Raw genomic sequence first — 25423 nt, 5'->3', positions numbered from 1 at the left:
CCAATTTCAGCACAGTGGACCTTAACGGTTCATCAATAACTCTGTTATTCTTGGCACTTTTCAACGTCTGTTAATTTATCGTTGATGGTTATCACTCCACTCTGGTAGGCGTATTGGGGGACACTGGGACATTTATGAAGCTCAAGGGAAAAATTAAAAAACGTTATTTTCTGCTCGCCATCATCATTATTGTGGCGATGATTTCACTTTGGCGAACGCTTAATGCGCCACTACCACAGTATCAAACGTTAATTGTACGTCCAGGCGATCTCCAGCAAAGTGTGCTGGCCACCGGGAAACTGGATGCGTTACGCAAAGTTGATGTTGGTGCACAGGTGAGTGGGCAGTTAAAAACGCTGTCAGTAGCCATCGGCGATAAAGTTAAAAAAGATCAGTTGCTCGGCGTTATCGATCCTGAGCAGGCGCAAAACCAAATCAAAGAAGTAGAAGCGACGCTCATGGAGTTGCGGGCTCAGCGTTTACAGGCTGAAGCTGAGTGGAAACTGGCGCGCGTAACGCTTTCTCGTCAGCAACAACTGGCGAAAACGCAGGCGGTTTCGCAGCAAGATCTCGACACGGCAGCGACCGAAATGGCGGTCAAGCAGGCACAGATTGGCACTATTGATGCACAAATTAAGCGTAATCAGGCTTCCCTTGATACAGCAAAAACGAACCTCGATTACACGCGAATCGTCGCGCCAATGGCGGGTGAAGTGACGCAAATCACCACCCTCCAGGGGCAAACCGTGATTGCCGCCCAGCAGGCGCCCAACATTTTGACGTTGGCAGATATGAGCACCATGCTGGTAAAAGCGCAGGTCTCCGAGGCAGATGTTATTCACCTGCAGCCGGGCCAAAAAGCCTGGTTCACTGTGCTGGGCGATCCGCAGACACGGTATGAAGGCGTGCTCAAAGATGTACTTCCGACGCCTGAGAAGGTGAATGACGCCATTTTCTACTACGCCCGCTTCGAGGTGCCTAACCCGAAAGGGATCCTGCGCCTTGATATGACCGCGCAGGTGCACATCCAGCTCACAGACGTTAAAAATGTACTGACGATCCCGCTGTCGGCGTTGGGCGATCCTATTGGCAACAACCGCTATAACGTCAGGCTGCTGCGCAATGGTGAAACTCGCGAGCGCGAAGTGGTCATCGGTGCCCGTAATGATACCGACGTAGAAATTGTGAAAGGACTGGAAGAGGGTGATGAAGTTATCACCGGTGAGGGTAAAGCGGGAGTAGCACAATGACGGCATTGCTTGAGTTGAGCAATATCCGCCGTAGTTACCCGTCAGGCGAGGGGCAGGTCGAGGTATTAAAGGACGTTTCCTTACGCATTCAGGCCGGTGAAATGGTGGCGATTGTCGGGGCGTCAGGCTCGGGTAAATCGACGCTGATGAACATTCTGGGATGCCTGGACAAGCCGACCAGTGGAACCTATCGGGTTGCGGGGCGGGATGTTTCCACCCTGGATAGCGATGCGTTAGCGCAACTGCGGCGTGAGCATTTCGGCTTTATCTTCCAGCGTTATCATTTGCTGTCACATTTAACGGCGGCACAAAACGTTGAAGTCCCGGCGGTGTATGCCGGGACTGAACGTAAGCAGCGTCTGGCTCGTGCTCAGGAATTACTTCAGCGCCTGGGATTGGGTGACCGGGTTGATTATCAGCCTTCCCAGCTTTCTGGTGGTCAGCAGCAACGTGTCAGTATTGCGCGTGCGTTGATGAACGGTGGCCAGGTCATTCTGGCCGATGAACCCACTGGCGCGTTGGACAGCCACTCCGGCGAAGAGGTGATGGCTATTCTGCATCAGCTACGCGATCGCGGGCATACGGTGATTATCGTCACGCACGACAGCCAGGTTGCCGCCCAGGCAGAACGCGTCATTGAAATTCGTGATGGCGAGATTGTGCGTAATCCACCGCCACAAAAGCCCGCTGCCGGACGTGATATCGATGAACCAACGGTGACGACGGCTTCTGGCTGGAGCCAGTTTGTCAGCGGTTTTCGTGAAGCATTGACCATGGCCTGGCTGGCCATGGCCGCCAACAAGATGCGTACACTGCTCACCATGCTGGGTATTATCATCGGCATCGCTTCGGTGGTATCGATTGTGGTAGTGGGCGATGCGGCAAAACAGCTGGTGCTGGCAGACATCCGAGCGATTGGGACGAATACTATCGATATCTATCCGGGCAAAGATTTCGGTGATGACGACCCACAATATCAGCAGGCGCTGAAGTATGACGATTTAGTCGCGATTCAGAAGCAACCCTGGGTCAGTTCCGTTACACCTGCGGTATCGAAGAACCTACGCCTGCGCTATGGCAATATTGATGTCGCCGCCAGCGCAAACGGTGTTAGCGGTGATTACTTCAACGTTTATGGCATGACGTTCAGTGAGGGCACCACCTTTAATGCAGAGCAGCTGGCGGGGAGGGCGCAGGTGGTGGTGCTCGACAGCAATACCCGACGTCAGTTGTTCCCCAGCAAAGCGAAAGTGGTGGGTGAGGTTATTCTGGTGGGAAATATGCCAGCCACCGTTATTGGCGTCGCGGAAGAAAAACAATCGATGTTTGGCAGCAGCAAGATCCTGCGCGTCTGGCTGCCATACAGCACCATGTCAGGGAGGATCATGGGGCAATCGTGGTTAAACTCTATTACCGTGCGGGTAAAAGAGGGGTTTGATAGCGCCCAGGCCGAGCAGCAGCTCACCCGTCTGTTATCGCTGCGTCATGGCAAAAAAGATTTCTTCACCTGGAACATGGATGGCATCTTGAAAACCGCCGAAAAAACCACACGTACATTACAGCTCTTTCTTACGCTGGTGGCGGTGATTTCGCTGGTGGTGGGCGGGATCGGTGTGATGAACATTATGCTGGTATCGGTGACAGAGCGTACGCGTGAAATCGGTATTCGGATGGCCGTAGGTGCGCGGGCCAGCGATGTATTACAGCAGTTCTTAATTGAGGCAGTGCTGGTGTGTCTGGTGGGAGGCGCGCTCGGCATCAGTTTGTCGATGTTAATTGCCTTTACGCTACAGCTGTTCCTGCCCGGGTGGGAAATTGGTTTCTCTCCTGTCGCGCTGCTAACGGCTTTCCTGTGTTCAACCGCCACCGGAATTTTGTTTGGCTGGCTTCCGGCCCGTAATGCAGCGCGTCTGGATCCCGTTGATGCTCTGGCACGAGAATAACGCGTTGTATTGCATAAGAAATAAAAATGCCAGCCTCAGGGGCTGGCATTTTGTCTGCGGGATGTACACAATGAGACAGAAGAGCTATGCGACAGCTTCTGCTTCAATGACGGGCACGATAAGACTGGCATGATTGCCTTTTGGCCCCTGGTGGACATCAAACTGGACAGACTGTCCGGCTTTTAGCGTTCTGTAACCATCCATCTGAATGGTGGAGTAATGGGCGAAGATATCTTCACCACCGCCTTCGGGGCAGATGAAACCAAACCCTTTGGCATTGTTGAACCACTTAACAGTACCCGTTTCCATACTTCGACATCCTTCGTAAATCTTATATAAGTAAGATGGAATGAACCGGTGGCGGAGTGGGGGCTGTTCAAAACCTCGCCAACTCTCGAAACTACAATTTAGAGAAATCAGGCGAGGCGTCAAGCGCCAGGCAGGTGGAATAGGGTAAAAATGCATCAAAATTTGAAGCAGTTAACGCTATTGTCGGATATGTGACAGATGTCGCGGATGGCACTGATAGATGATAGTTATCTAATACTTGAGGTAGATTGATTGTGCGCATAGGCTCTTGTCAGCGGCAAGTTATTCTGCCGGTAACCGTAACTGAAGATGACGACTGACAATGGGTAAGACGAACGACTGGCTGGATTTCGAACAGCTGGCGGAAGACAAATTGCGCGACGCGCTAAAACCGCCATCTATGTATAAAGTGATATTAGTCAATGATGATTACACTCCGATGGAGTTTGTTATTGACGTGTTACAAAAATTCTTTTCTTATGATGTAGAACGTGCAACGCAACTGATGCTTGCCGTTCACTATCAAGGTAAAGCCATCTGCGGCGTATTCACCGCCGAGGTTGCTGAAACCAAAGTGGCGATGGTGAACAAATATGCGAGGGAAAACGAGCATCCGTTGCTGTGTACGCTGGAAAAAGCCTGAATGCAGGCATAAATATTGGGGGAGGTGCCTATGCTCAATCAAGAACTGGAACTCAGTTTAAATATGGCTTTCGCCAGAGCGCGCGAGCACCGACATGAGTTTATGACCGTCGAGCACTTGTTACTGGCGTTGCTCAGTAACCCATCGGCCCGCGAAGCGCTGGAAGCGTGTTCTGTGGATCTTGTGGCGCTCCGTCAGGAACTCGAAGCCTTCATTGAACAAACCACACCCGTATTGCCTGCCAGCGAAGAAGAGCGCGACACGCAGCCGACGTTGAGTTTTCAGCGTGTTTTGCAACGCGCTGTCTTTCATGTTCAGTCCTCCGGGCGCAATGAAGTGACTGGCGCTAATGTGCTGGTTGCTATCTTCAGCGAGCAGGAGTCACAGGCGGCCTATCTGCTGCGTAAGCATGAAGTCAGTCGCCTGGATGTGGTGAATTTCATTTCTCATGGCACGCGTAAAGATGAACCGAGTCAGTCTTCTGACTCCGGGAATCAGCCAAATAACGAAGAGCAAGCTGGCGGGGAGGACCGTATGGAGAACTTCACGACTAACCTTAACCAGCTGGCTCGCGTGGGCGGGATTGATCCGCTTATTGGCCGGGACAAAGAGCTGGAGCGCGCCATTCAGGTACTGTGTCGTCGGCGTAAAAATAACCCACTGCTGGTGGGTGAATCCGGCGTCGGGAAAACGGCGATTGCCGAAGGTCTCGCCTGGCGTATTGTTCAGGGGGATGTGCCGGAAGTGATGGCTGATTGTACGCTGTACTCTCTGGATATCGGTTCGCTGCTGGCAGGCACCAAATACCGCGGTGATTTTGAAAAACGCTTTAAGGCGCTGCTGAAACAACTGGAACAGGATACCAACAGCATTCTGTTTATCGATGAGATCCACACCATTATCGGTGCGGGTGCGGCATCGGGCGGCCAGGTGGATGCGGCTAACCTGATCAAGCCGCTGCTCTCCAGCGGGAAAATCCGTGTGATAGGTTCAACCACTTATCAGGAGTTCAGCAATATCTTTGAGAAAGACCGTGCGTTAGCGCGTCGCTTCCAGAAAATCGATATCACTGAGCCGTCAGTGGAAGAGACCGTGCAGATCATCAACGGTCTGAAACCGAAGTACGAAGCGCACCATGACGTTCGTTACACCGCCAAAGCGGTACGTGCAGCGGTCGAACTGGCAGTGAAATACATTAACGATCGTCATCTGCCGGATAAAGCGATTGATGTGATTGATGAAGCGGGCGCACGTGCGCGTCTGATGCCGGTCAGCAAGCGCAAGAAAACCGTCAACGTGGCAGATATTGAGTCCGTGGTGGCTCGCATTGCGCGGATCCCGGAGAAGAGCGTTTCGCAGAGCGATCGTGATACGCTGAAAAATCTGGGCAACCGTCTGAAAATGCTGGTATTCGGGCAGGATAAAGCCATTGAAGCACTGACCGAAGCGATCAAAATGAGCCGTGCCGGTCTGGGTCATGAGCATAAGCCTGTCGGTTCGTTCCTGTTCGCCGGACCGACTGGCGTCGGTAAGACCGAAGTCACGGTGCAGTTGTCTAAAGCGCTGGGCATCGAATTGCTGCGTTTTGATATGTCCGAATATATGGAACGTCATACTGTCAGCCGCTTGATTGGTGCGCCTCCAGGGTATGTCGGTTTTGACCAGGGCGGTTTACTGACCGATGCGGTGATTAAGCATCCGCATGCTGTACTGCTGCTGGATGAAATTGAAAAAGCGCACCCGGATGTCTTTAACCTGCTGCTGCAGGTCATGGATAACGGTACGCTGACTGACAATAACGGACGTAAAGCGGATTTCCGCAACGTGGTGCTGGTGATGACGACCAACGCCGGGGTACGTGAAACTGAGCGTAAATCGATTGGGCTTATTCATCAGGACAACAGTACTGATGCGATGGGCGAAATCAAAAAAGTGTTTACGCCGGAATTCCGTAACCGCCTCGACAACATTATCTGGTTCGATCATCTCTCTACTGAGGTGATTCATCAGGTGGTGGATAAATTTATTGTCGAGCTGCAGGTTCAGCTGGATCAGAAAGGTGTCTCTCTGGAAGTGAGTCAGGAAGCACGTAACTGGCTGGCGGAAAAAGGCTACGACCGCGCAATGGGCGCACGTCCAATGACGCGAGTGGTTCAGGACAACCTGAAAAAACCATTGGCCAACGAATTGCTGTTTGGTTCGCTGGTGGATGGTGGTCAGGTTACCGTCGCGCTGGACAAAGAAAAAAATGAGCTGACCTATGGTTTTCAGAGTGCACAAAAGCACAAGCCAGAAGCTGCCCATTAATTTCTAATTACATAATAAACCGGGTGTAATGCCCGGTTTTTTTTCGCCTGAAAGTAGTGATTTGAATTGGGGGGACTCGGAGAGTTTAAACGGCAGGCAAAAAATAAGCCTGCGTAAGGGAGATTACGCAGGCTAAGGAGGTGGTTCCTGGTACAGCTAGCATTTATGGGTTATGTTTTTCAGCGGGTGGGATAATACCCTTAATGAACGAAACGGTATGTGATCGATTTCTAAGAATCTTCCGAACGCTGAAAAATAACCGTAATTAACTACTTAGCATGTGGGTTGCGCGTGGACTCACCGGCAAAATTACGCATCAACAATGCATAATTCAGATCGATATCCTGCGGCACGGGCATCCACACGGTATAACCATCACCAGGCGCAACGGGCATCGCTTCGCCTTTGGCGTTTTCCATCTGCTCAAGGGTGAAATTGACGTTACCCTGCGGCGTCATCAGCTCCAGACTGTCACCGACGGTGAATTTGTTTTTCACCAGCACAGCGGCCAGATCGCCTTTACGTTCGCCGGTGAATTCACCGACAAACTGCTGACGTTCGGAAACAGAAAAACCGTATTCGTAGTTCTGATAGTCGTCATGCGTATGGCGGCGCAGGAATCCTTCGGTATAACCACGGTGCGCCAGGCCTTCCAGTGTTTCCAGCAGTTGCGGATCGAACGGTTTACCGGCTGCAGCATCGTCAATGGCTTTACGATAGACCTGTGCGGTACGGGCGCAGTAATAGTAAGACTTGGTACGGCCTTCGATTTTCAGCGAATGCACGCCCATCTGGGTCAGGCGTTCAACGTGGGCAATGGCACGCAAATCTTTTGAGTTCATGATGTAAGTACCGTGTTCGTCTTCGAACGCGGTCATGTATTCACCCGGACGCTGGGCTTCTTCAATCATAAACACTTTGTCCGTAGGCGCGCCGATCCCAAGCGTCGGTTCCACGTTTTGTACCGGGATGGGTTCGTATTTGTGTACGATATTACCCACTACATCTTCTTTCCCTTCCTGCACGTTGTATTCCCAGCGGCAGGCGTTGGTACAGGTACCCTGGTTAGGGTCGCGCTTGTTGATGTAGCCGGAGAGCAGGCAACGGCCGGAGTAGGCCATGCACAGCGCGCCGTGCACGAAGATTTCAATCTCCATATCCGGAACCTGGGTGCGGATCTCTTCAATTTCTTCCAGCGACAGTTCGCGGGACAGGATCACGCGGGTCAGTCCCATTTGCTTCCAGAATTTTACCGTTGCCCAGTTTACGGCGTTAGCCTGTACCGACAGGTGAATGTCCATATCGGGGAAGTTCTCGCGCACCAGCATGATCAGGCCAGGATCGGACATGATCAGCGCATCCGGCCCCATTTCCACAACGGGTTTCAGGTCACGAATGAAGGTTTTCAGCTTGGCGTTATGTGGGGCAATGTTAACCACCACATAGAATTTTTTACCCAGTTCATGGGCTTCATTAATGCCGAGCTGCAGGTTTTCGTGGTTGAATTCGTTGTTGCGTACACGCAGAGAGTAACGCGGTTGGCCCGCATACACAGCATCTGCGCCATAGGCGAAAGCGTAACGCATATTTTTCAGCGTTCCCGCCGGGGAAAGGAGTTCCGGTTTAAACATAGTTTTCTCGTTCTGATGACAGGTCAGACTCGCTTCACTGAATGAAGCGGTTGGGGGAGTGCCCCCATATTAAGGGCGGGCATTGTATCGCTGCGTGACGGGCAGGTAAAGTTATTGTGCCGGGTGGGCGTTTCGCCTTACCCGGCCTTTTTGACTTCTGGCAGATTAAGCAATCCGGCAGGCATCGGCTTCCCAGCGATATCCTACGCCATAGACCGCGCGGATAAACGACTGCTCTGTATCAAGCGATTCCAGTTTACGGCGCAGGTTCTTGATATGGCTGTCGATGGTACGGTCGGTAACGACGCGGTAGTCATCGTAGAGATGGTTGAGCAATTGCTCGCGGGAGAATACTTTTCCCGGTTCATGCGACAGCGTTTTGAGTAAGCGAAATTCAGCGGGCGTCAGGTCGAGCATTTTTCCACGCCACGATGCCTGAAAACGGCCTTCATCGACGATCAGCGGACTGTCTGCATCCATCTGTTGCAACTCGCGCTGTGGTTTACAACGGCGCAGGATCGTTTTCACTCGTGCGACGACTTCCCGCGGGCTGTACGGTTTACAAATGTAGTCATCTGCACCGATCTCCAGCCCCAGCAGGCGGTCAATCTCTTCGATTTTAGCGGTTACCATCATGATGGGGACTTCCGAGAAACGGCGAATCTCCCGACACAGAGTCAGACCGTCGGTACCGGGCAGCATCAGATCCAACAAGATCATATCGGGCGGCGTCTGGCGTACGTAAGGCAACACCAGATCGCCGTGATTGATGAGCGTAGGGGCATAGCTTGCCGCACGCAGGTAGTCGATGAGCAGTTGCCCCAGCTTGGGCTCGTCTTCCACGATCAGAATACGCGGCGTGTTTTCATCAATGGGTAACTCAGTCATACATCTCTCTGTAAATCGCGTTCCAGCGGTAACTCTACTGTAATGCTAACCCCGCCAAAAGGCGAATGGGCGGCGCGGATCAGACCATTATGCGCCTGGACAATGTTGACGCAAATCGCCAGCCCCAGCCCGGATCCTCCGCTGGCCCGATTACGGGACCCTTCGGTACGATAAAAACGTTCAAACAGTTTCTGTAACTGTTCGTCGCTAACGCCGGGGGCGGAATCGGCGAAGGTTAATAACACCATCCGCTCGCGCTGTTCGGCGCTGATATGCAGACCGCCACCGCTGTCGGTGTAGCGCAGGCTGTTTTCCAGTAGGTTGTTAAACAGTTGCATCAGGCGATCCCTGTCGCCAAAGACCGTCATGCTGTCCGGGAGTGAAAGTTGGATCGTCAGTCCACGGCTGGCGAAACGTTCGCGAAACGCGCCGCTCGCCACTTCCAGCAGAGGGATCAGGTCCAGAGAGGTTTTCTGATAGGCCAGCGCACCTTCATCAGACATAGAAAGCTGATGGAGATCGTCTACCAGTTTGGTGAGCGTACCCACTTCGGCCTGCAGTGAGGCTACCGAATCCGGGGTAAACTGACGTACACCATCCTGGATGGCTTCGAGTTCGCCGCGCAAAACTGCCAGCGGCGTGCGCAGTTCGTGAGAGATATCAGCCATAAAGTCCCGGCGCATCTGCTGGTTTTTTTCCAGCGTACTGGCGAGCTGGTTGAAATCCTGCGCCAGTTTGCCCAGCTCATCCGTACTGGTCGGTACAACGCGAGTGGTGAAATCGCCAGCTGCCAGTTTGTGCGTGCCGTCCACCAGCCGTTTGACGGGGGCCAGCAGGCTACGTGCCAGCGTAAATGTTGCCAGTGCAGCCAGTATTGTGGAGAGCGCGACGATCAGCCAACTGGTGCGCCGCTGTTGTTTATCGAAGTTAATATCCGTATTGCGCGTCAGCCGTTCAACGGGTGAGGCGATGACGGCACCAACTTCGAGACCGTTGACGCGGATCGGGCGGCGAGTGCCGTCACGCGGTACGGGACCGCGCGGGCCGACCAGCACGCTGGCACTTTGATCAACCACCCAGAATTGCGTACGCCAACCGTGCGGCGGCATGCCGGGTCCCGGTTTATCATCGTCATTGTCGTGTTCAAATGAGCGCAGGATCTGAAAGATAAAACGATCGTTGTTACGTAAAAATCGCCAGTTGCCGTGCTGCTCATACTGCTCGCCAAGGGCATCGCTGAGCATTTGCAGTCGTTGTTCGTTACCGTGTTTGATGTAGTCAATAAAACCGCGTTCGAAGCTAATGCGCACGGCCCAGTGCATACTGATCAGCAATACAATGCAGGTGGCGAAAATAGCCAGAAACAGTTTGCCGGTGATACCGGGTCGCCAGAACTTCATCGGGTGCTCCTTTTGCGCCGTGAAATCACCGCGTTGGTCTGCGTGTCGTTCGGCACGCGGGCAAAAATGATGGCGGGCAGTGCGATAAGGAACGCAATGCACAGCCAGGTATACATAAAGACGGTATGCGTAGACGCGCTGTCGATGGCGATATGTTGCTGCCCGAACATGCCTAACAACAGACCGGCGATGGTTACCCCAATACTCATCGACAGCTGCATGATCATCGACAGCAGGCTGTTGCCGCTGCTCGCGAGGTCATCCGGCAGGTCTTTTAGCGTCAGCGTGTTCATCGAGGAGAAGCGGGTAGAATTGACCATTCCCTGTAAGAACAGTATGAACGGCAGGGCGTAATACCAACCGAGTAATGCGGTGCCCATCAGCAACAGGCTGACCAGCGACAGGCCAAGCGTGGTGGTGACCAGTACGCGACGGTAGCCATACCGGTTAACGACCTGCACCACAATGCGCTTCATGCCCATACTGCCCAGCACCATCGGGATCATCATCAGTCCGGCATGAAATGGCGAAAAACCCAATCCAATCTGCAGGAATACCGGGGTCATGAACGGTAACATCCCGCTGCCAATCCGCCCGGCAAAGCTGCCAAACAGGCCTAACGAGAAGGTGTGTGTACGAAACAGATGCAGGCTAAACAGTGCACGAGGGTTGTTGTGGGCGTGTTTGAGATACAGCAGGATCGCCAGTACGCCACAGATAATCAGCGCTGCCAGCGTGATGTGGGAAATGCCGGTTCCTTTACTACCATCGAGCGCTAACGTAAGTACCGCCATGCCGGCAGCCAGCATCATGAATCCAGAAAGATCGAAACGGCGAGTTTGCATGGTGTAGTTGGGCATCAGCATTAACGTCGCAATTGCCCCGACAATGCCAACCGGAATGTTAATCAGAAATATCCAGTGCCAGGAGGCATATTCCACCAGGATACCACCTAATGCCGGGCCCAGAAGTGGACCAATCTGACCGGGCAAAGTGACGAATGTCATTGCCGCCATGTATTGCTCGCGTGGGACGATTTTCATCACCGTCAACCTGCCGACGGGCACCATCATTGCGCCGCCTACACCTTGTAACACGCGAGCCATCACCAGTTCATTCAGCGTTCCGGACCAGGCGCAAAAAAACGATCCCAGCGTAAACAGAATAATCGCGGTGAAGAAGATATTACGCACGCCAACTTTGTCCGCCAGCCAGCCGCTGGCGGGGAGCATGACGGCAACGGTTAAAACATATGACACAATGACCATATGCATGTGTAACGGGCTTTCCCCGAGGCTTGCCGCCATCGAGGGAAGCGCGGTGTTGACGATGGTGGTATCCAACGACTGCATAAAAAAACCAAATGCCACAATCCAAAGTTGCCAGCGGGTGCTGTCGGGAAGTTCTGTCATAACTCTGCTACCGGTTTGCTGTTTTTACGCGAAAAACGCAGACGCAGACGGTCGAAAAAGAGATAGACCACCGGAGTGGTGTACAGTGTCAGTAGCTGACTGACAACCAGCCCGCCAACAATGGTTATCCCCAACGGCTGGCGCAGTTCAGAGCCATCTCCTGCGGATAACACCAGCGGCAGTGCGCCGAACAACGCCGCCAGCGTGGTCATCATTATTGGGCGAAAGCGCAGCAGACAGGCCTGGAAAATCGCTTCTTCCGGCTGCAAATTGCCATTTCTCTGCGCTTCCAGCGCAAAATCGACCATCATGATGGCGTTTTTCTTCACAATGCCAATTAATAGCATGATCCCTATCAGGGCGATTAGGCTGAACGGGGCATTGAACAGCTCCAGCGCCAGCAAAGCCCCGACGCCCGCTGAAGGTAGCGTGGAGAGAATGGTCAGCGGGTGAACATAGCTTTCATACAGCATGCCCAGCACGATGTAGACCGTGGCGATGGCGGCGATAATCAGGATCACCTGCGAGTTCATGGTGTCCTGAAATACCTGCGCGGTACCGGCAAAGCTGCCGCGAACCGTGGAGGGAACGCCGAGCTGGGTCATGGTTCGGTTGATGGCCTCTGTCGCTTCAGAGAGTGAAGAACCCGTCGGCAGGTTAAACGACACGGTTGAGGCGGCAGATAATCCCTGATGGTTTACCGACAGCGGGGCATTCGCCGGTTGCCATTTGGCAAAGTACGATAACGGGATCGCCTTACCGTCATTGTTGATGACGAACATTTTGTCCAGGGCGCTGATGTCCTGGGTGTAACGCCGATCGACCTCCATCACCACTTTGTACTGGTTCATCGGTTGATAAATAGTCGAAATTTGCCGTTGTCCAAAGGCGTTATTCAGCAGGCTGTTGGCGGCTGCGACGTCGATCCCAAGACGAGACATGGTGTCGCGATCGTAGATAAGGTTCATCTCGGCACCATTGTCCTGCTGATCGGAGTTGACGTCCGCCAACTGGGGCAGGGTGGCCAGCGCCTTACGAATTTTCGGTTCCCATTCGCGTAGTGCGGCGAGGTCATCTGACAACAGAGTGTATTGGTAGCTGGCATTAGCCTGGCGACCGCCGACGCGAATATCCTGCACCGCCATCAGAAACAGGTTTGCGCCGGGTTCTTTGGCAAGCGCGACCCGCAGGCGGTCGATCACCTGTTGCGCCGTTTCGTGACGTTCTCCACGTGGCTTCAGGGTGATAAACATCATTCCGCTGTTGACGCGTGAGCCGCCGGTAAATCCGGTGACGTTATTCACCGCAGGATCGTCGCGGATGATCTTCATAAAGTCCTGCAGTTTGCCGCGCATCGCCTGGAAAGAGATGCTCTGGTCGGCCTGGATCCCGCCCATGAGTACGCCGGTATCCTGCTCCGGGAAGAAGGTTTTGGGGATTGAAATATAGAGCCAGACGTTCAGGGCAATGGTTGCGAGTAGCACCACGCCCACCATGCGCGTGTGGCGTAGCACCCACTTCAGCGAGGTGGCGTAGCTTTGTTGTAATGCCACCAGTACGCGGCCAAATCCTCGCTTACGCGACTGTTCGCGTGGCGTGCTGGATTTGAGCATCCAGCCGCACATCATCGGCGTCAACGTCAGCGATACCAGCAGTGAAATACCGATGGCAACCGACAGCGTGACGGCAAATTCGCGCAGCAGGCGTCCAGGCAATCCGCCCATTAACAGCAGCGGCAGGAATACCGCCACCAGCGACAGGCTCATGGAAAGCACGGTGAATCCCACCTCGCGCGTGCCCTGTAGCGCCGCCTGTAACGGTTTCATTCCTGCTTCGAGATGGCGCGCAATGTTCTCCAGTACCACAATGGCATCATCGACGACAAATCCGGTGGCGATGGTTAGCGCCATCAACGACAGGTTGTTGAGGCTGAATCCGCACAGATACATGGCGGCAAAGGTACCGATCAGCGAGACCGGAACCGCTACCGCGGGGATCAGAGTCGCACGCCCGGATCGCAGGAAGACAAACACCACCAGGATAACCAGCGCCACGGAGATAATCAGCGTCTGTTCGACTTCCTCTAGTGAAGCGCGAATGGTCGGTGAACGGTCCTGGGCGATTTGCAGATCGATGGCGGCCGGGACCAGCGTTTGTAACTCCGGTAATTTGGCGCGAATGCTATCTACCGTCTGAATAATATTGGCTTCCGGTAGCTTGCGGATCATCAGCAGAATGGCCGGTTTGGCGTTGGTCATCCCCGCGTTACGAACGTCCTGTACAGAGTCGGTTATAGACGCAACATCACCCAGTCGCACCGCTGCGCCGTTGTTATAGTGGATGATAATCGGTTGATATTCGGCGGCGGTTTTCAGCTCATCGTTAGTTTGTACCTGCCAGCGATGGGTATCATTCTCGATAGCGCCCTGCGGCTTACGCACGTTGGCATTGTCGATCGCGCTACGCACGTCGTCCAGTGACACGCCCTGGTTAAAGAGCGCCTGCGGGTTGAGTCCTACCCGCACGGCAGGCAGAGAACTGCCTCCAACGTCCACGTCGCCCACACCGTCGATTTGCGCGATGGTCTGCGCCAGTTGCGTCGATGCGAAATCGTATAATTCACCTTGCGAGTACGTGTCTGATGTCAGCGTCAGGATCATGATTGGCGCATCGGAAGGGTTAGCTTTGCGATACGTTGGTCGGCTTGGCATCCCGCTGGGTAGCAGGCTTTGCGCCGCGTTAATCGCAGCCTGAACGTCCCGCGCTGCGCCATTGATGTCACGGTCAAATTTGAATTCGAGAATAATCCGCGTACTGCCAAGCGAACTGCTTGAGGTCATTTCGTTCACACCCGCGATGCGCCCAAGCGAGCGCTCCAGCGGGGTCGCGACCGAGGAGGCCATTGTTTCAGGGGAGGCGCCGGGTAATGATGCGCTGACCATAATCACCGGAAAATCCACCTGCGGCAGCGGAGCGACCGGCAACAGACGAAAGCCCAGAATACCGCACAGGGTGATAGCCACCGAAATGAGAATGGTCGCCACCGGCCGATGAATGACAAGCGCGAAAAATTTCATTTACGCTTCCTCTTCCTGACGCGGGAAGCAGCTTTTCACGTACAGCGACAGTCGATCAAACAACAGATAAATCACCGGCGTGGTAAACAGGGTTAATACCTGACTTACCAACAGACCGCCGACCATGCCAATCCCTAATGGGCGGCGTAACTCTGCACCTACGCCGGTGCTCAGCATCAGCGGCAACGCGCCGAGCAGTGCTGCCAGCGTGGTCATCAGGATCGGGCGAAAACGCAGTAAACACGCCTGGAAAATCGCGTCGCGCGGCGCCATGCCCTGTTCGCGTTCAGCGGCAAGAGCAAAGTCGATCATCATGATGGCGTTTTTCTTGACGATCCCGATGAGCAAAATAATGCCGATAATCGCGATGACGTCCAGTTCACTGCCGGCAATCATTAACGCCAGCAGCGCTCCGACGCCCGCCGTAGGCAGTGTGGAGAGAATGGTAATCGGGTGAATAAAGCTCTCATACAACACGCCGAGCACGATATACATCGCCACAACCGCGGCCACAATCAACCAGATAGTGTTGCCCAACGCAGCCTGGAAGGCGAGGGTACTGCCCTGGAACTGGGTGGTAATATTCGCGGGCAGGTTAAGCGTTTTTTCGGCATCCAGAATCGCCTGTACCGCATCGCCCAGCGAATGACCGTCCGGCACGTTGAATGAGATGGTGGTGACCGGGAACTGATCGAGGTGGTTAATCGACAGCGGGGCAAAACGCTGCTCAATGCTGGCGATCGCGCTGAGCGGTACGATTCCGCCATCGCTACTGGTTAGACGAATGGTATCCAGCGCTGCAAGTCCAGGTGTGGTGTCAGTATTATGCTCTAACACCACGCGATACTGGTTGGCTTGCGTGTAGATAGTTGAAATCAAACGCTGTCCGAAGGCGTTATACAGGGCGTTATCGACATCCGCCATACTGATCCCTAAACGGCTGGCACTGTCACGATTGACATTCACATACGCCACCAGTCCTTTGTCCTGCCAGTCGCTGCTGACATCGGACAGTTGTGGTAGCTGCTGTAGTTTTGCTAACAGTTGCGGAACCCAGGTGCTGAGGGCATCCAGGGAAGTTGCTTGCAGCGTGAACTGATATTGCGTTCGGCTGACCTGGGTATCAATTGTCAGATCCTGGGTCGGCTGAAGGTAGAGGTCAACGCCGGGGACTCTGTCAACCGCGTCCTGTAACCGTGCGATCACTTTCTGCACGCGATCGTCACGTTCATCCAGCGGTTTAAGGTTGATTTGCAAACGCGCGCTGTTTAATGCCGGATTCGTACCATCTACGCCAACAAACGCGGTCAGGCTCTCTACCGCCGGATCGTTAAGGATGACATCTGAAACCTGACGCTGGCGCTCGGCCATGCTGGTGAATGAACTGGACTGTGGTGCCTGTAGCGTACCCTGAATAATGCCGTTATCCTGAATTGGGAAGAAGCCTTTGGGGATGAAAACCCACAGCATGACGCTCAGCGCCAGCGTACCGAGGGCTACGCTCAGCGTGAGCCACGGATGGTTAAGCACTTTTGCCAGCCAGTGCCCGTACCCGGCAATTACACGATCGAACATTTTTTCTGAGGCGCGGGAGAAGCGGTTTTGCTTACGCAATGACGCCTGACTGAGCATGCGCGCGCACATCATCGGTGTAAGGGTTAGCGATACGACGGCGGAAATCAGAATCGACACCGCCAGCGTAACGGCGAATTCACGGAACAAGCGCCCGACGATATCGCCCATGAATAGCAGTGGGATCAATACCGCAATCAATGAAAACGTCAGGGAGATGATGGTAAAACCAATCTCGCCTGCACCTTTCAGGGCTGCGGCCAGTGGTTTTTCCCCTTTTTCGATATAGCGCGAAATATTCTCGATAACCACAATGGCATCATCCACCACAAAACCTGTGGCGATGGTCAGCGCCATTAAGGTCAGGTTGTTGATGGAGAAATCAAGAAATACCATCACCGCGAAGGTGCCGACTAGCGATAGCGGTACGGCGACGGCGGGAATAATCGTCGCCGGAACATTGCGCAGAAACAGGTAGATAATCATCACCACCAGCGCTATCGCCAGCATCAGCTCGAACTGGGTGTCTGCAACAGAGGCACGAATATTGGTGGTACGATCAGAAAGCACGCTGACCTTAACTGATTTCGGCAGGCTTTCCGTCAGTTGCGGCAGCATTTGCCGGATACTGTCTGCCGTGGAGATGATGTTCGCCCCAGGCTGGCGCTGCACATTCATTACAATGGCTTGTTGCTTATTGGCCCACGCGCCCAGCCAGCTGTTTTCTGCCCCTTGTTCGACGGTGGCGATATCGCCGAGGCGCACCGGCGCGCCATTTTTATAGGCCACAATCAGTTGACGATATTCGTCCGCGGACTGCATCTGGTCATTGGCTGAAAGCGTGACGGCACGCGTTGGGCCATCAAGACTTCCTTTCGCTGAATTAACGTTGGCACCGGTGATGGCCGTACGGATGGTTTCGCTGGTCAGACCGAGCGCTGCAATCGCCTGTGCGTTAAGCTTCACGCGGACCGCCGGACGCTGGCCGCCAGAAAGTGTCACCAGGCCAACACCAGAAACCTGGGAGATTTTCTGTGCGACGCGGGTTTCCACCATATCTTCCACCTGCGTCATCGGCATGGCGGTCGAGGTGACGGCCAGCGTCATGATTGGCGGATCTGCTGGATTAACTTTGCTGTAGACCGGTGGGTTAGGCAGATCACTCGGCAATAAATTGGTAGCAGCATTGATGGCGGCCTGAACTTCCTGCTCGGCAACATCCAGTGGCAGGGTCAGTTGAAACTGCAACGTGACGACCGATGCACCACCGGAACTTTGGGAGGACATTTGTTTCAGGCCGGACATCTGCCCGAACTGGCGTTCAAGCGGAGCGGTAACCGCAGACGTCATGACATCCGGGCTGGCTCCGGGATAGAGCGTTATGACCTGAATGGTGGGGTAATCCACTTCCGGCAATGCCGCAATGGGCAGGAAACGATAGCCGATGATACCAGTAAGCAGGATCGCGACCATCAGCAACGTGGTGGCGACGGGGCGCAGAATAAACAGGCGGGACGGGCCGCCTGTATTGCCGGGAGGTAACACCTGCATCAGGAGCGCGCTCCTTTTTTGCCATAGCCGCGCGGTGCGGCTTTGTCGTCGCTAATGGTGGCGGCGTGAGCTTCCACGACCTCGACTTTAGCCCCTTCCGTCAGACGATCAATCCCGTCGGTGACGACGCGATCGCCCGTGGACAGTCCGGCGGAGATAACGACGTTCTGACTGTCCTGAATACCCGGTTTAACCAGATGTTTGCTGACTTTGTTGTCGCTGTTCAGCACCCAGACAAAGTGGCCTTCGTTACCCATTTGTAGTGCGGCAGTCGGGATCACGACGGCATTTTGTTCCGTATCGACGAGCATGCGAGCGTTAACAAACTGATTCGGGAACAAGGCATCGTCCTGGTTGTTAAAGCGGGCCTTTGCTTTGATGGTGCCGGTGGTGGCGTCAATCTGGTTGTCGAGGCTCAGCAGCACGCCTTCGCTCAGTTTTTGCGAGTTGGTACGGTCCCAGGCCTCAACTTTCAGAGGCGTCCCCGATTTCTGTGCCTGTACGACGGTCGCGATATCGTTCTCTGGCAAAGTGAAAACCAGATCAATAGGATGGGTTTGTGTAATGACGACAATCCCGGTGGTATCGCTGCTGGATATCTGGTTACCCACATCCACAAGCTTCAGGCCCACCCGACCATCAACAGGTGCCGTTACCCGGCTCCAGTCGAGTTGCAATTGCGCGCTGGCGACGCTGGCTTCATCGGCTTTTATCGTCCCTTGTGTTTCGTTGACCAGCGCCTGTTGTGCATCCAGCTCCTGACGAGAGACCAGATTCGTTTTGACCAATTGCTGATAGCGGGCGAGGTCGCGATGAGCATTGGCCAGCGTGGCTTTATCTTTCGCTAGCTGACCCTGCGCCTGAGCTAACGCAACGTTAAACTGGCTCGGGTCGATCTCTGCCAGCAGATCGCCGGCTTTCACCTGTTGCCCTTCCTGAAAGTGTATGGCGATGAGCTGTCCGTCCACGCGACTGCGTACCGTCGCGGTGTTCGCGGCAGTAATGGTACCCAGCCCGGTCAGATAGCGTGGAACCGCTTGTTCGACTGCCGTGGCCGCCTGAACCGGAGCCAACGGACCGGAACGCATTCCTCGTCGTCCCGTAGCCGGAGCGGGTTGCGTCTGACGGGTTGCGCCGGGGGCTGTTCCCTGGGGTTCGCTGTGACTTTGCCAGAACCAGAAGGCGGCGATGGCGGCCACGACGATCACAATTACTATCACCCAGCGGGATTTGTTACGGCCTTTCATTGTTATGAGTTTCTCATCCTGAAACGTTTCGCGGAATGATACTAGTTTAGCCAGTGAACAAGGGAGAAAAATGGAGGAATTATGAAACACTGTCGGGATTCGTCTGAATGACGGCGCGGCTTTGCGAGGCATTACGCAACAATCAGCAGCGAAAATCACCAATGCGGAATAGTGTGCCAGAGTGTGGTCAAGGCAATAAGGAGGTAAGCCAGAGATTTCAGCGGGACGCTGGAACGGGAAAACCCCTCCCGAGGAAGGGGCCAAAAAAAGGAAAGGGTTATGATGAAGCAGGTCATCATACTGGTGATACTCTTAGTCATTAGCTTCTCGGCTTACTAAGACACCAGGGGGAGGGTAAACCTCCCTAACCCTCACTCCTGAAAGTAATCCACAGTAACGATGATGTCAATATGCACGTTTTTCAGCCTGCGAGGGACTTAGCGGAAAACCACTTCCGCCCAGCGAGCCAGCCCTGCGGTGACAGAGCCAAAGTCATCGCCACCGGCGATAGGGATCCCCGGAAGCTGTTCAGCAAGGGCTTTTTTTATAAGCGGTGAACGGGCGCTACCGCCGGTCAGATAAATGACATCCGGTTTTTCCTGCGCGTTATCCAGCGCTAACTGAACCTGTTCGAGAATACGTGCCAGCGGTTGGTTTAACGCCGCTTCCAGTCCTTGCTGGCTGATAGCGGTGGCCAGCGCATCGCTGATAAACGGCAGTGCCGCGGTAACGTTTGTCTGGTCAGAAAGCGCAATTTTGCTCTCTTCTGCGCTGCGAACCAGGCGATAACTCAGGCGTTCACGCCAGACTTTAAGCAGCAGCGCCACTTTATCTGCTTCACGTGCATCGCGGATCAGATCATTGAGTAAACGTCCGTTAGCGGTGCTGTAGAAATCACTTTGTGCCGGAACATCGTTGATCGCAACCGCGTTCCACCAGGGTAAAATCGGCAATGCGATGCCTTTTTCCGTTTCGCCGCCCATACCCAGTAGTGGCATCAGATGTTTAAAGGCCAACGCAATATCCAGATCGTTACCGCCCACGCGGCAACCGCTGTGTCCCAGCAGGCTGTTTTCGCGATCGGCGCGCTGATGCCATTGCGGTCCCATTAGCAGTAGCGAACAGTCAGTCGTACCACCGCCGATGTCCACCACCAGTACGCGTTTTTCTTCCTGCAAGGTTGCTTCAAAATCCAGACCCGCGGCTACCGGCTCGTACTGGAAGACGACATCCTGAAAACCGGCGCGTTTGGCCGCACGTTCAAGAATACCCTGCGCCTGGGCGTTGGCGTCATCGCCACCTAACCCCTGGAAGTTGATCGGGCGACCGATAACGGCCTGGGTGATCGCTTCAGGCAGCTGGTTTTGCGCCTGATTGCGAATATGCAGCATCATCGCACAAACCAAATCCTCAAATAGCGCAACCTGCTGCGGCTTCAGACCGCTGGCACCCAAAAATGATTTCGGCGATTTAACGAAGTACACCTCTTCCGGGTCGTCAATGTATTGCGCCAGTGATGCCAGACCAAACTGCACGCTATTGGCGCTAACATCGATGTCTTCATCGCGGTTATAACGCATCGCACGACTCAGTAGCGCCTGTGTTTCGGCATCCGTCGTGGGGACATCATGATGGCGATACAACCATTCGCTCACCGCTTCGCGCGTAGGTGCACAAAGCATTGAGGGCAGTAACGTGCTGTTGTTTTCCATTTTGAGCAAGTGTGGCTGCCCGTCACGCATTACGGCTACTGAACAGTTTGCCGTACCATAGTCAAAACCAATAAACACCGTAGAAATCCCCATGCCAGTGAAGAAGGGGCGTGACTTTAGCGAAATGTCGCCGCCCCGACAACTGGAATATGAAAGCAAGGCGTATCGATTGAATACCGTTTATGCTGTAGGTTTAACTAAAAAGGACACCTGAATGTTAACACTGAGCTGGCAGCCGCCCTATGACTGGTCCTGGATGCTAGGGTTTCTTGCCGCCCGTGCGGTGGAGGGTGTCGAAACCGTCGGGGAGCTGTATTACACCAGAAGCCTGGTTATCGGCGAATATCGTGGACTGGTGAGCGTAGTGCCTGACCTGAAGACACACCAGCTTCAGGTCAGGCTAAGTCCGGGGTTACAGCCCGTTGCGCCAGAATGCCTGGTCAAAATTGAGCGGTTGTTCGATCTTCGCTGCTGCCCACAGCATATTGCTAACGCGCTGGGCAGCCTGGGCGCAGCGCGTCCTGGCCTGCGGCTGCCTGGCTCTGTCGATGCCTTTGAACAAGGTGTGAGGGCGATATTAGGCCAGTTAGTTAGCGTTGCAATGGCGGCAAAACTGACCGCGAAAGTTGTACGCACCTACGGTGACAGGCTTGATGACGCGCCTGAGTATGTTTGTTTTCCCACACCACAAGCGCTGGCTGCTGCTGAGCCTTTGCATCTGAAAGCCTTAGGGATGCCGCTCAAACGCGCCGAAGCGCTCATTCATCTGGCACGAGCAACGCTTACCGGAAGGCTTGCATCGGTTGCACCAGCTGATATTGAGCAAGGCGTAAAGCACTTACAAACGTTTCCGGGTATAGGGCGCTGGACTGCCAATTATTTCGCGCTACGCGGTTGGCAGGCGAAAGATGTTTTTCTTCCTGACGATTATTTGATCAAACAACGCTTTCCGGGCATGACACCAGCCCAGATCCGGCGCTATGCCGAGCGCTGGAAGCCGTGGCGCTCCTATGCGTTATTGCATATCTGGTATACGGAAGGGTGGCAGCCGTCAGTTGATAGCGAAGTTGCTGGTATTGAGTAGCAGATCCAACGGCTGAGCATCAGCAATGATGTCGCCGTAGATCATATCAATACCGATGCCAGAAAGTGCGTCCATAATAAGCGGCATTTGCACGGGGCCGGCGATCGTTTTGATATCCAGTCGCTGTGCATGTCCCTGGATAATAGAAACCCACATTTCATCCATCAGGTTGCCGTGAACACTGGCACTGATCTCACTGTCGAGTAACAGGTAATCGACGGTGTGAAACTTCAGGTTTTCAACGATCTCTAAGTCACGTCCAACCTGGCTTAAAATAATCCGACAACCCGCGTGACGAAGTCGCTGAATGGCCGATAGGCTCTGAGCTGGATGCGATTTCATCACTCCGGCTGGAATGGTCAGGTGTAATAAGCGTGGTGGTAGCGAACTACGTTGCAACTGCGCCAGCATTTCATCCACAAGTTCGGTACTCAACAGTCCGGCGGCAGAAAGGGGAAGGGCAATACTGAGCCCCTTACTGGCAATCGCCGCCGCTGCATGCTGGAAAAATTCGTTAAAAACCCGACGGTCAAGCGCATGATTAAGCGCAGGGTCAACGAGTCCGGTTCGGAGGATATGCTCTTCGATAACATCACCGTCCTCTGTCCCCAGGCGCAGTGAGAGTAGCCAGAAGCTGAATGTCTCAGGAATGCGTGGAGAGGCCACACCCCGGGCGATCATGAGCATCGGGTTATGCGCAATAATGTGCTTCTGTTCATCAAACGACAGCAGTTCCCGTGAGACATGCGTCTGACTTTGCTGGGGTTCATACACACAGACCCGGCCACGCCCACTATTTTTGGCGGCATAACAGGCGATATCTGCCTGAGACATGACCTCAGTCGCGATATAATTTTTCTCATCGATCAGCGTAATACCCGCACTGGCGCCTATGCGGTGCAGACGGTCTTCCCACCTGAACTGATACTCGTTGATGGCGTTGATAATACGGCCTGAGATAAAGCGAGCGCTTTCGATGTTGCAATCAGGCAGCAACAGGCCGAATTCATCGCCACCGAGACGAGCCAGTACATCGCTGGTGCGCAGCATGCTGAGCATCAGAGAAGCCAGTTCGCGCAGCAGGGCATCGCCTGCAGCATGGCCCGCGCTATCGTTCACGGCTTTAAACCTATCCAGATCGATAAAGACCAGAACATGGCGTTGATGCGTATCGTGTACGGCTTGTAGCAATTGTTTCAGATGGTTCTCGAAGCTGACCCGGTTAGCAAGATGGGTGAGGTCATCATGCGACGCGCTGTAGCTCAGTTGGCGTAACATCTTACGTGACTCGGTGACATCCTGAATGACCAGTACGGAGCCAATGCTACCACCGTCAAGGGTACTGAGTGGCGTAATGCTGTACTGAATGTCGTAACTGCCGCCGTTACGGCAATGCAGAACCACCTCCTGCTCTATGGCAGTACGCGACATATCGGCACTGTAGATGTTTTCCATCAATGGGCCGTTATCACCAAAGGTAATTCGCAGCACTGTCAGTAACGGAATACCTATCGCGTCGTCCTGCTGCCAGCCGCTCATCTTCTCGGCAACCGGGTTCATGAAGGTCACGTTCATGTCGGCATCAATGCAAATCACCGCTTCGCCGATTGAGTCCAGCGTGATGTGCAGACGCTCTTTTTCCTGGTACAGCGCTTCGTTGAGCTGCTTCACTTCGGTCATATCCAAATTGATACCGAGTAAGCGTTCAACTTCTCCGTCTTTATTCAGTACCCGGTTAGCTAACGAGCGGATATGGCGCACGCCGTCACGTACTGCAATACGAAATTCGAGCTTAAAGGGAATTCGTGCTGCCAGAGAGTCGCGAATCACATTTTCAGCATGCTCGCGATCTTCCGGTACGACGCACTCGTACCAGACTTGCCAACTGGGTTTGATATGTGGCGGGACTTCATAGAGATCGAACATGCGCTTATCCCAACTGATCACGTCGGGTTGCAGTTCCCACTCCCAGATACCGATACCGCCCGCTTCGTTGGCGAGGGTAATGCGTTCCATCAGCCGCTTATTCATCCACTCGGTGTGCTTCAGGTCGTTTATGTCTTCAACCTGTGCAATAAAGTAGAGTGGGGTGTTGTCGCTGTGGCGTACCAGCGAAACGGCCAGCAATGCCCAGACGACGTCGCCCGCGCGCGTGTAATAGCGCTTTTCCATGGAGTAGCTATTGATTTCACCACGGACCAACATGCCGAGTTGTTCGAGGTCGTTATTCAGATCTTCCGGCCAGGTGAGCTGCTGGAAGGTCAGCGCTCTCAGCTCTTCCTGACTGTAGCCAAGAAACTGACACAACGCTTTGTTTGCCTGTAACCACTGCCCTTCGGTACCGACCAGCGCCATACCAATCGCAGAATATTCCATAGCATTACGAAAACGCGATTCGCTTTCCGAGATGTGTTTTCGCTCGGCCCGAAATGCGTACATCACCATAGTCATCATGTTGGCTGGCAACAGAATCATCAAAAACGGCAGCCACGGAATACTTGTCATCACATTCGCTTTCGGGGTGTAGAGCAGCGATGGGTTGGCAGCCAGCATCAGAGAGACCATCAGGATGGTGCTGAGAAAAATTAAAAATGCTTCCATACGCGGCAAACGGACGGCGCTCCACATCAGCAACACAATGACGCAGGTAAACGGCCACGGCACGTACATCATGGAGAGCCAACTGAACGTTAAGGTGACGAGCAGCGTGATGAGGGTCTCAAGCAGTAAACGTGGATCGCGGTGGCGCAGCAGATAATGAGGCTTGAATAACAGACCTAATGGCACCAGCGCCAGCGCGCCGATGGATTCGGAAAGCACCCAAATGAGAAACGTATTTAACGAGGTTCCCTCCGGGAGCAGTAGCCACATTAGCGCACCACCTAATAGCGGAGGTATGACGGCGCTACCCAAGGCCAAACGCGCCCAATCATTCAGATTCTGTAAGGGGTTATACCAAGGGAGCAGTTTGCGCAATAACATCGCGCCGACGACCGCTTCAATAATATTGATGGTCGTATAAGTATAGTTAAGCGAATCTCCAGGAAAAAACAGCAAAGACGCGCCGATGCTGCCGAATGAGCAAGCCAGCGCTATTCCGGGCCACATTTTTCCTGCATGGCGGTAAAACGCCACCATCATGATTGAGGTTGGAAACCAAAGCGGTGCCAGTTGGGTACCGAAATGCGACAGCTCCAGCGAGAATAGCGTAAAGATAAATGCTACCAGACCTAAACTGGCCAGGCGCAGCAGAGGATGGGGTAGGGTAACTAAAACATGTTGGAATTGTTTACTCATTACCACTTTACCCAAATCGCCGATGTCGGCCAGCAGAGTTACCGACCGCATCACATTTAATCTTCGTTTATGCTAGTACAAATAATTTACAATTTATACG

16 protein-coding genes are annotated in these 25423 nt (G+C 53.8%); 6 read left to right on the top strand and 10 right to left on the bottom strand.

From position 1 onward, the window contains the following. The first annotated feature begins 134 nt into the window (after positions 1–134). Entirely contained in the window at positions 135–1250 is a 1116-nt protein-coding gene (gene macA / locus IB196_RS14090; RefSeq protein ID WP_040231863.1) for a macrolide transporter subunit MacA, read from the top strand. Then, positions 1247–3193, top strand: coding sequence for a macrolide ABC transporter ATP-binding protein/permease MacB (macB, locus tag IB196_RS14085; protein ID WP_005128370.1), 1947 nt, complete (start codon positions 1247–1249; stop codon positions 3191–3193). Before macA ends, macB begins: the two co-directional genes overlap by 4 nt. An 84-nt stretch (positions 3194–3277) precedes the next feature. Here macB and cspD read toward each other — a convergent pair whose 3' ends face one another. Further along, positions 3278–3502 (bottom strand): cold shock-like protein CspD, encoded by a 225-nt coding sequence (cspD, locus tag IB196_RS14080; RefSeq protein WP_005128369.1) that lies wholly within the window; start codon positions 3500–3502, stop codon positions 3278–3280. Between the two features lie 322 nt (positions 3503–3824). On the opposite strand from cspD, the gene clpS reads away from it, so the two are divergent. Both clpS and clpA read left to right on the top strand, forming a co-directional pair. Then, positions 3825–4145 carry an ATP-dependent Clp protease adapter ClpS gene (clpS, locus tag IB196_RS14075; protein WP_005128368.1) on the top strand — a complete coding sequence of 107 codons (321 nt, stop codon included), beginning with the start codon at positions 3825–3827 and terminating at the stop codon, positions 4143–4145. 30 nt (positions 4146–4175) lie between these two features. Continuing rightward, positions 4176–6452, top strand: coding sequence for an ATP-dependent Clp protease ATP-binding subunit ClpA (gene clpA / locus IB196_RS14070; RefSeq protein WP_048212056.1), 2277 nt, complete (start codon positions 4176–4178; stop codon positions 6450–6452). Between the two features lie 269 nt (positions 6453–6721). On the opposite strand, the gene yegQ is transcribed toward clpA, so the two are convergent. The 7 genes from yegQ to IB196_RS14035 all read right to left on the bottom strand — a co-directional run bounded on the left by yegQ (position 6722) and on the right by IB196_RS14035 (position 19230). Further along, a complete protein-coding gene (yegQ, locus tag IB196_RS14065; RefSeq protein ID WP_040231866.1) occupies positions 6722–8083 on the bottom strand; it encodes a tRNA 5-hydroxyuridine modification protein YegQ in 1362 nt (453 codons plus the stop codon). A 165-nt stretch (positions 8084–8248) separates the two neighbouring features. Continuing rightward, on the bottom strand, positions 8249–8971 hold the full coding sequence (baeR, locus tag IB196_RS14060; protein WP_149691694.1) for a two-component system response regulator BaeR: 723 nt from the start codon (positions 8969–8971) through the stop codon (positions 8249–8251). Continuing rightward, positions 8968–10371, bottom strand: a complete 1404-nt coding sequence (gene baeS / locus IB196_RS14055; RefSeq protein ID WP_005128351.1) for a two-component system sensor histidine kinase BaeS — start codon at positions 10369–10371, stop codon at positions 8968–8970. Before baeS ends, baeR begins: the two co-directional genes overlap by 4 nt. Further along, on the bottom strand, positions 10368–11783 hold the full coding sequence (locus IB196_RS14050; RefSeq protein ID WP_149691693.1) for an MFS transporter: 1416 nt from the start codon (positions 11781–11783) through the stop codon (positions 10368–10370). Before IB196_RS14050 ends, baeS begins: the two co-directional genes overlap by 4 nt. Continuing rightward, positions 11780–14860: a multidrug efflux RND transporter permease subunit MdtC gene (mdtC, locus tag IB196_RS14045; protein WP_188232514.1), complete on the bottom strand. Its 3081-nt coding sequence runs from the start codon at positions 14858–14860 to the stop codon at positions 11780–11782. The genes IB196_RS14050 and mdtC overlap by 4 nt, the downstream gene beginning before the upstream one ends. Beyond that, positions 14861–17983: an MdtB/MuxB family multidrug efflux RND transporter permease subunit gene (locus IB196_RS14040; RefSeq protein WP_188232513.1), complete on the bottom strand. Its 3123-nt coding sequence runs from the start codon at positions 17981–17983 to the stop codon at positions 14861–14863. Further along, complete coding sequence (locus IB196_RS14035) at positions 17983–19230, bottom strand: MdtA/MuxA family multidrug efflux RND transporter periplasmic adaptor subunit (protein ID WP_188232512.1); 1248 nt, start codon at positions 19228–19230, stop codon at positions 17983–17985. Before IB196_RS14035 ends, IB196_RS14040 begins: the two co-directional genes overlap by 1 nt. A 279-nt stretch (positions 19231–19509) precedes the next feature. Here IB196_RS14035 and IB196_RS14030 point away from each other — a divergent pair, with 279 nt between their 5' ends. Next, complete coding sequence (locus IB196_RS14030) at positions 19510–19569, top strand: type I toxin-antitoxin system Ibs family toxin (protein ID WP_137378378.1); 60 nt, start codon at positions 19510–19512, stop codon at positions 19567–19569. Between the two features lie 98 nt (positions 19570–19667). On the opposite strand, the gene yegD is transcribed toward IB196_RS14030, so the two are convergent. Continuing rightward, entirely contained in the window at positions 19668–21020 is a 1353-nt protein-coding gene (gene yegD, locus IB196_RS14025; protein ID WP_040231873.1) for a molecular chaperone, read from the bottom strand. Between the two features lie 136 nt (positions 21021–21156). Here yegD and alkA point away from each other — a divergent pair, with 136 nt between their 5' ends. Further along, positions 21157–22026: a DNA-3-methyladenine glycosylase 2 gene (alkA, locus tag IB196_RS14020; RefSeq protein WP_040231874.1), complete on the top strand. Its 870-nt coding sequence runs from the start codon at positions 21157–21159 to the stop codon at positions 22024–22026. On the opposite strand, the gene IB196_RS14015 is transcribed toward alkA, so the two are convergent. Next, complete coding sequence (locus tag IB196_RS14015) at positions 21994–25323, bottom strand: diguanylate cyclase (protein WP_188232537.1); 3330 nt, start codon at positions 25321–25323, stop codon at positions 21994–21996. The two genes, alkA and IB196_RS14015, sit on opposite strands and share 33 nt — an antisense overlap. Positions 25324–25423 lie beyond the last annotated feature (100 nt).

It is taken from the genome of Citrobacter sp. C6_1, from assembly GCF_014596835.2.
Classification (GTDB): Bacteria; Pseudomonadota; Gammaproteobacteria; order Enterobacterales; family Enterobacteriaceae; genus Citrobacter; species Citrobacter pasteurii.
The sequence above is the reverse complement of the archived record's forward strand: the minus strand, read 5'-3'. Positions and strand labels throughout refer to the sequence as shown.

Excerpts from the sequence above, each read along its gene's own strand:
- IB196_RS14035 (WP_188232512.1), bottom strand. The coding sequence starts at position 19,230 with ATGAAAGGCCGTAACAAATCCCGCTGGGTGATAGTAATTGTGATCGTC.
- clpA (WP_048212056.1), top strand. The coding sequence starts at position 4,176 with ATGCTCAATCAAGAACTGGAACTCAGTTTAAATATGGCTTTCGCCAGA.
- yegQ (WP_040231866.1), bottom strand. The coding sequence starts at position 8,083 with ATGTTTAAACCGGAACTCCTTTCCCCGGCGGGAACGCTGAAAAATATG.
- baeR (WP_149691694.1), bottom strand. The coding sequence starts at position 8,971 with ATGACTGAGTTACCCATTGATGAAAACACGCCGCGTATTCTGATCGTG.
- mdtC (WP_188232514.1), bottom strand. The coding sequence starts at position 14,860 with ATGAAATTTTTCGCGCTTGTCATTCATCGGCCGGTGGCGACCATTCTC.
- alkA (WP_040231874.1), top strand. The coding sequence starts at position 21,157 with ATGTTAACACTGAGCTGGCAGCCGCCCTATGACTGGTCCTGGATGCTA.
- IB196_RS14050 (WP_149691693.1), bottom strand. The coding sequence starts at position 11,783 with ATGACAGAACTTCCCGACAGCACCCGCTGGCAACTTTGGATTGTGGCA.
- macB (WP_005128370.1), top strand. The coding sequence starts at position 1,247 with ATGACGGCATTGCTTGAGTTGAGCAATATCCGCCGTAGTTACCCGTCA.
- IB196_RS14040 (WP_188232513.1), bottom strand. The coding sequence starts at position 17,983 with ATGCAGGTGTTACCTCCCGGCAATACAGGCGGCCCGTCCCGCCTGTTT.
- macA (WP_040231863.1), top strand. The coding sequence starts at position 135 with ATGAAGCTCAAGGGAAAAATTAAAAAACGTTATTTTCTGCTCGCCATC.
- baeS (WP_005128351.1), bottom strand. The coding sequence starts at position 10,371 with ATGAAGTTCTGGCGACCCGGTATCACCGGCAAACTGTTTCTGGCTATT.
- clpS (WP_005128368.1), top strand. The coding sequence starts at position 3,825 with ATGGGTAAGACGAACGACTGGCTGGATTTCGAACAGCTGGCGGAAGAC.
- cspD (WP_005128369.1), bottom strand. The coding sequence starts at position 3,502 with ATGGAAACGGGTACTGTTAAGTGGTTCAACAATGCCAAAGGGTTTGGT.
- IB196_RS14015 (WP_188232537.1), bottom strand. The coding sequence starts at position 25,323 with ATGAGTAAACAATTCCAACATGTTTTAGTTACCCTACCCCATCCTCTG.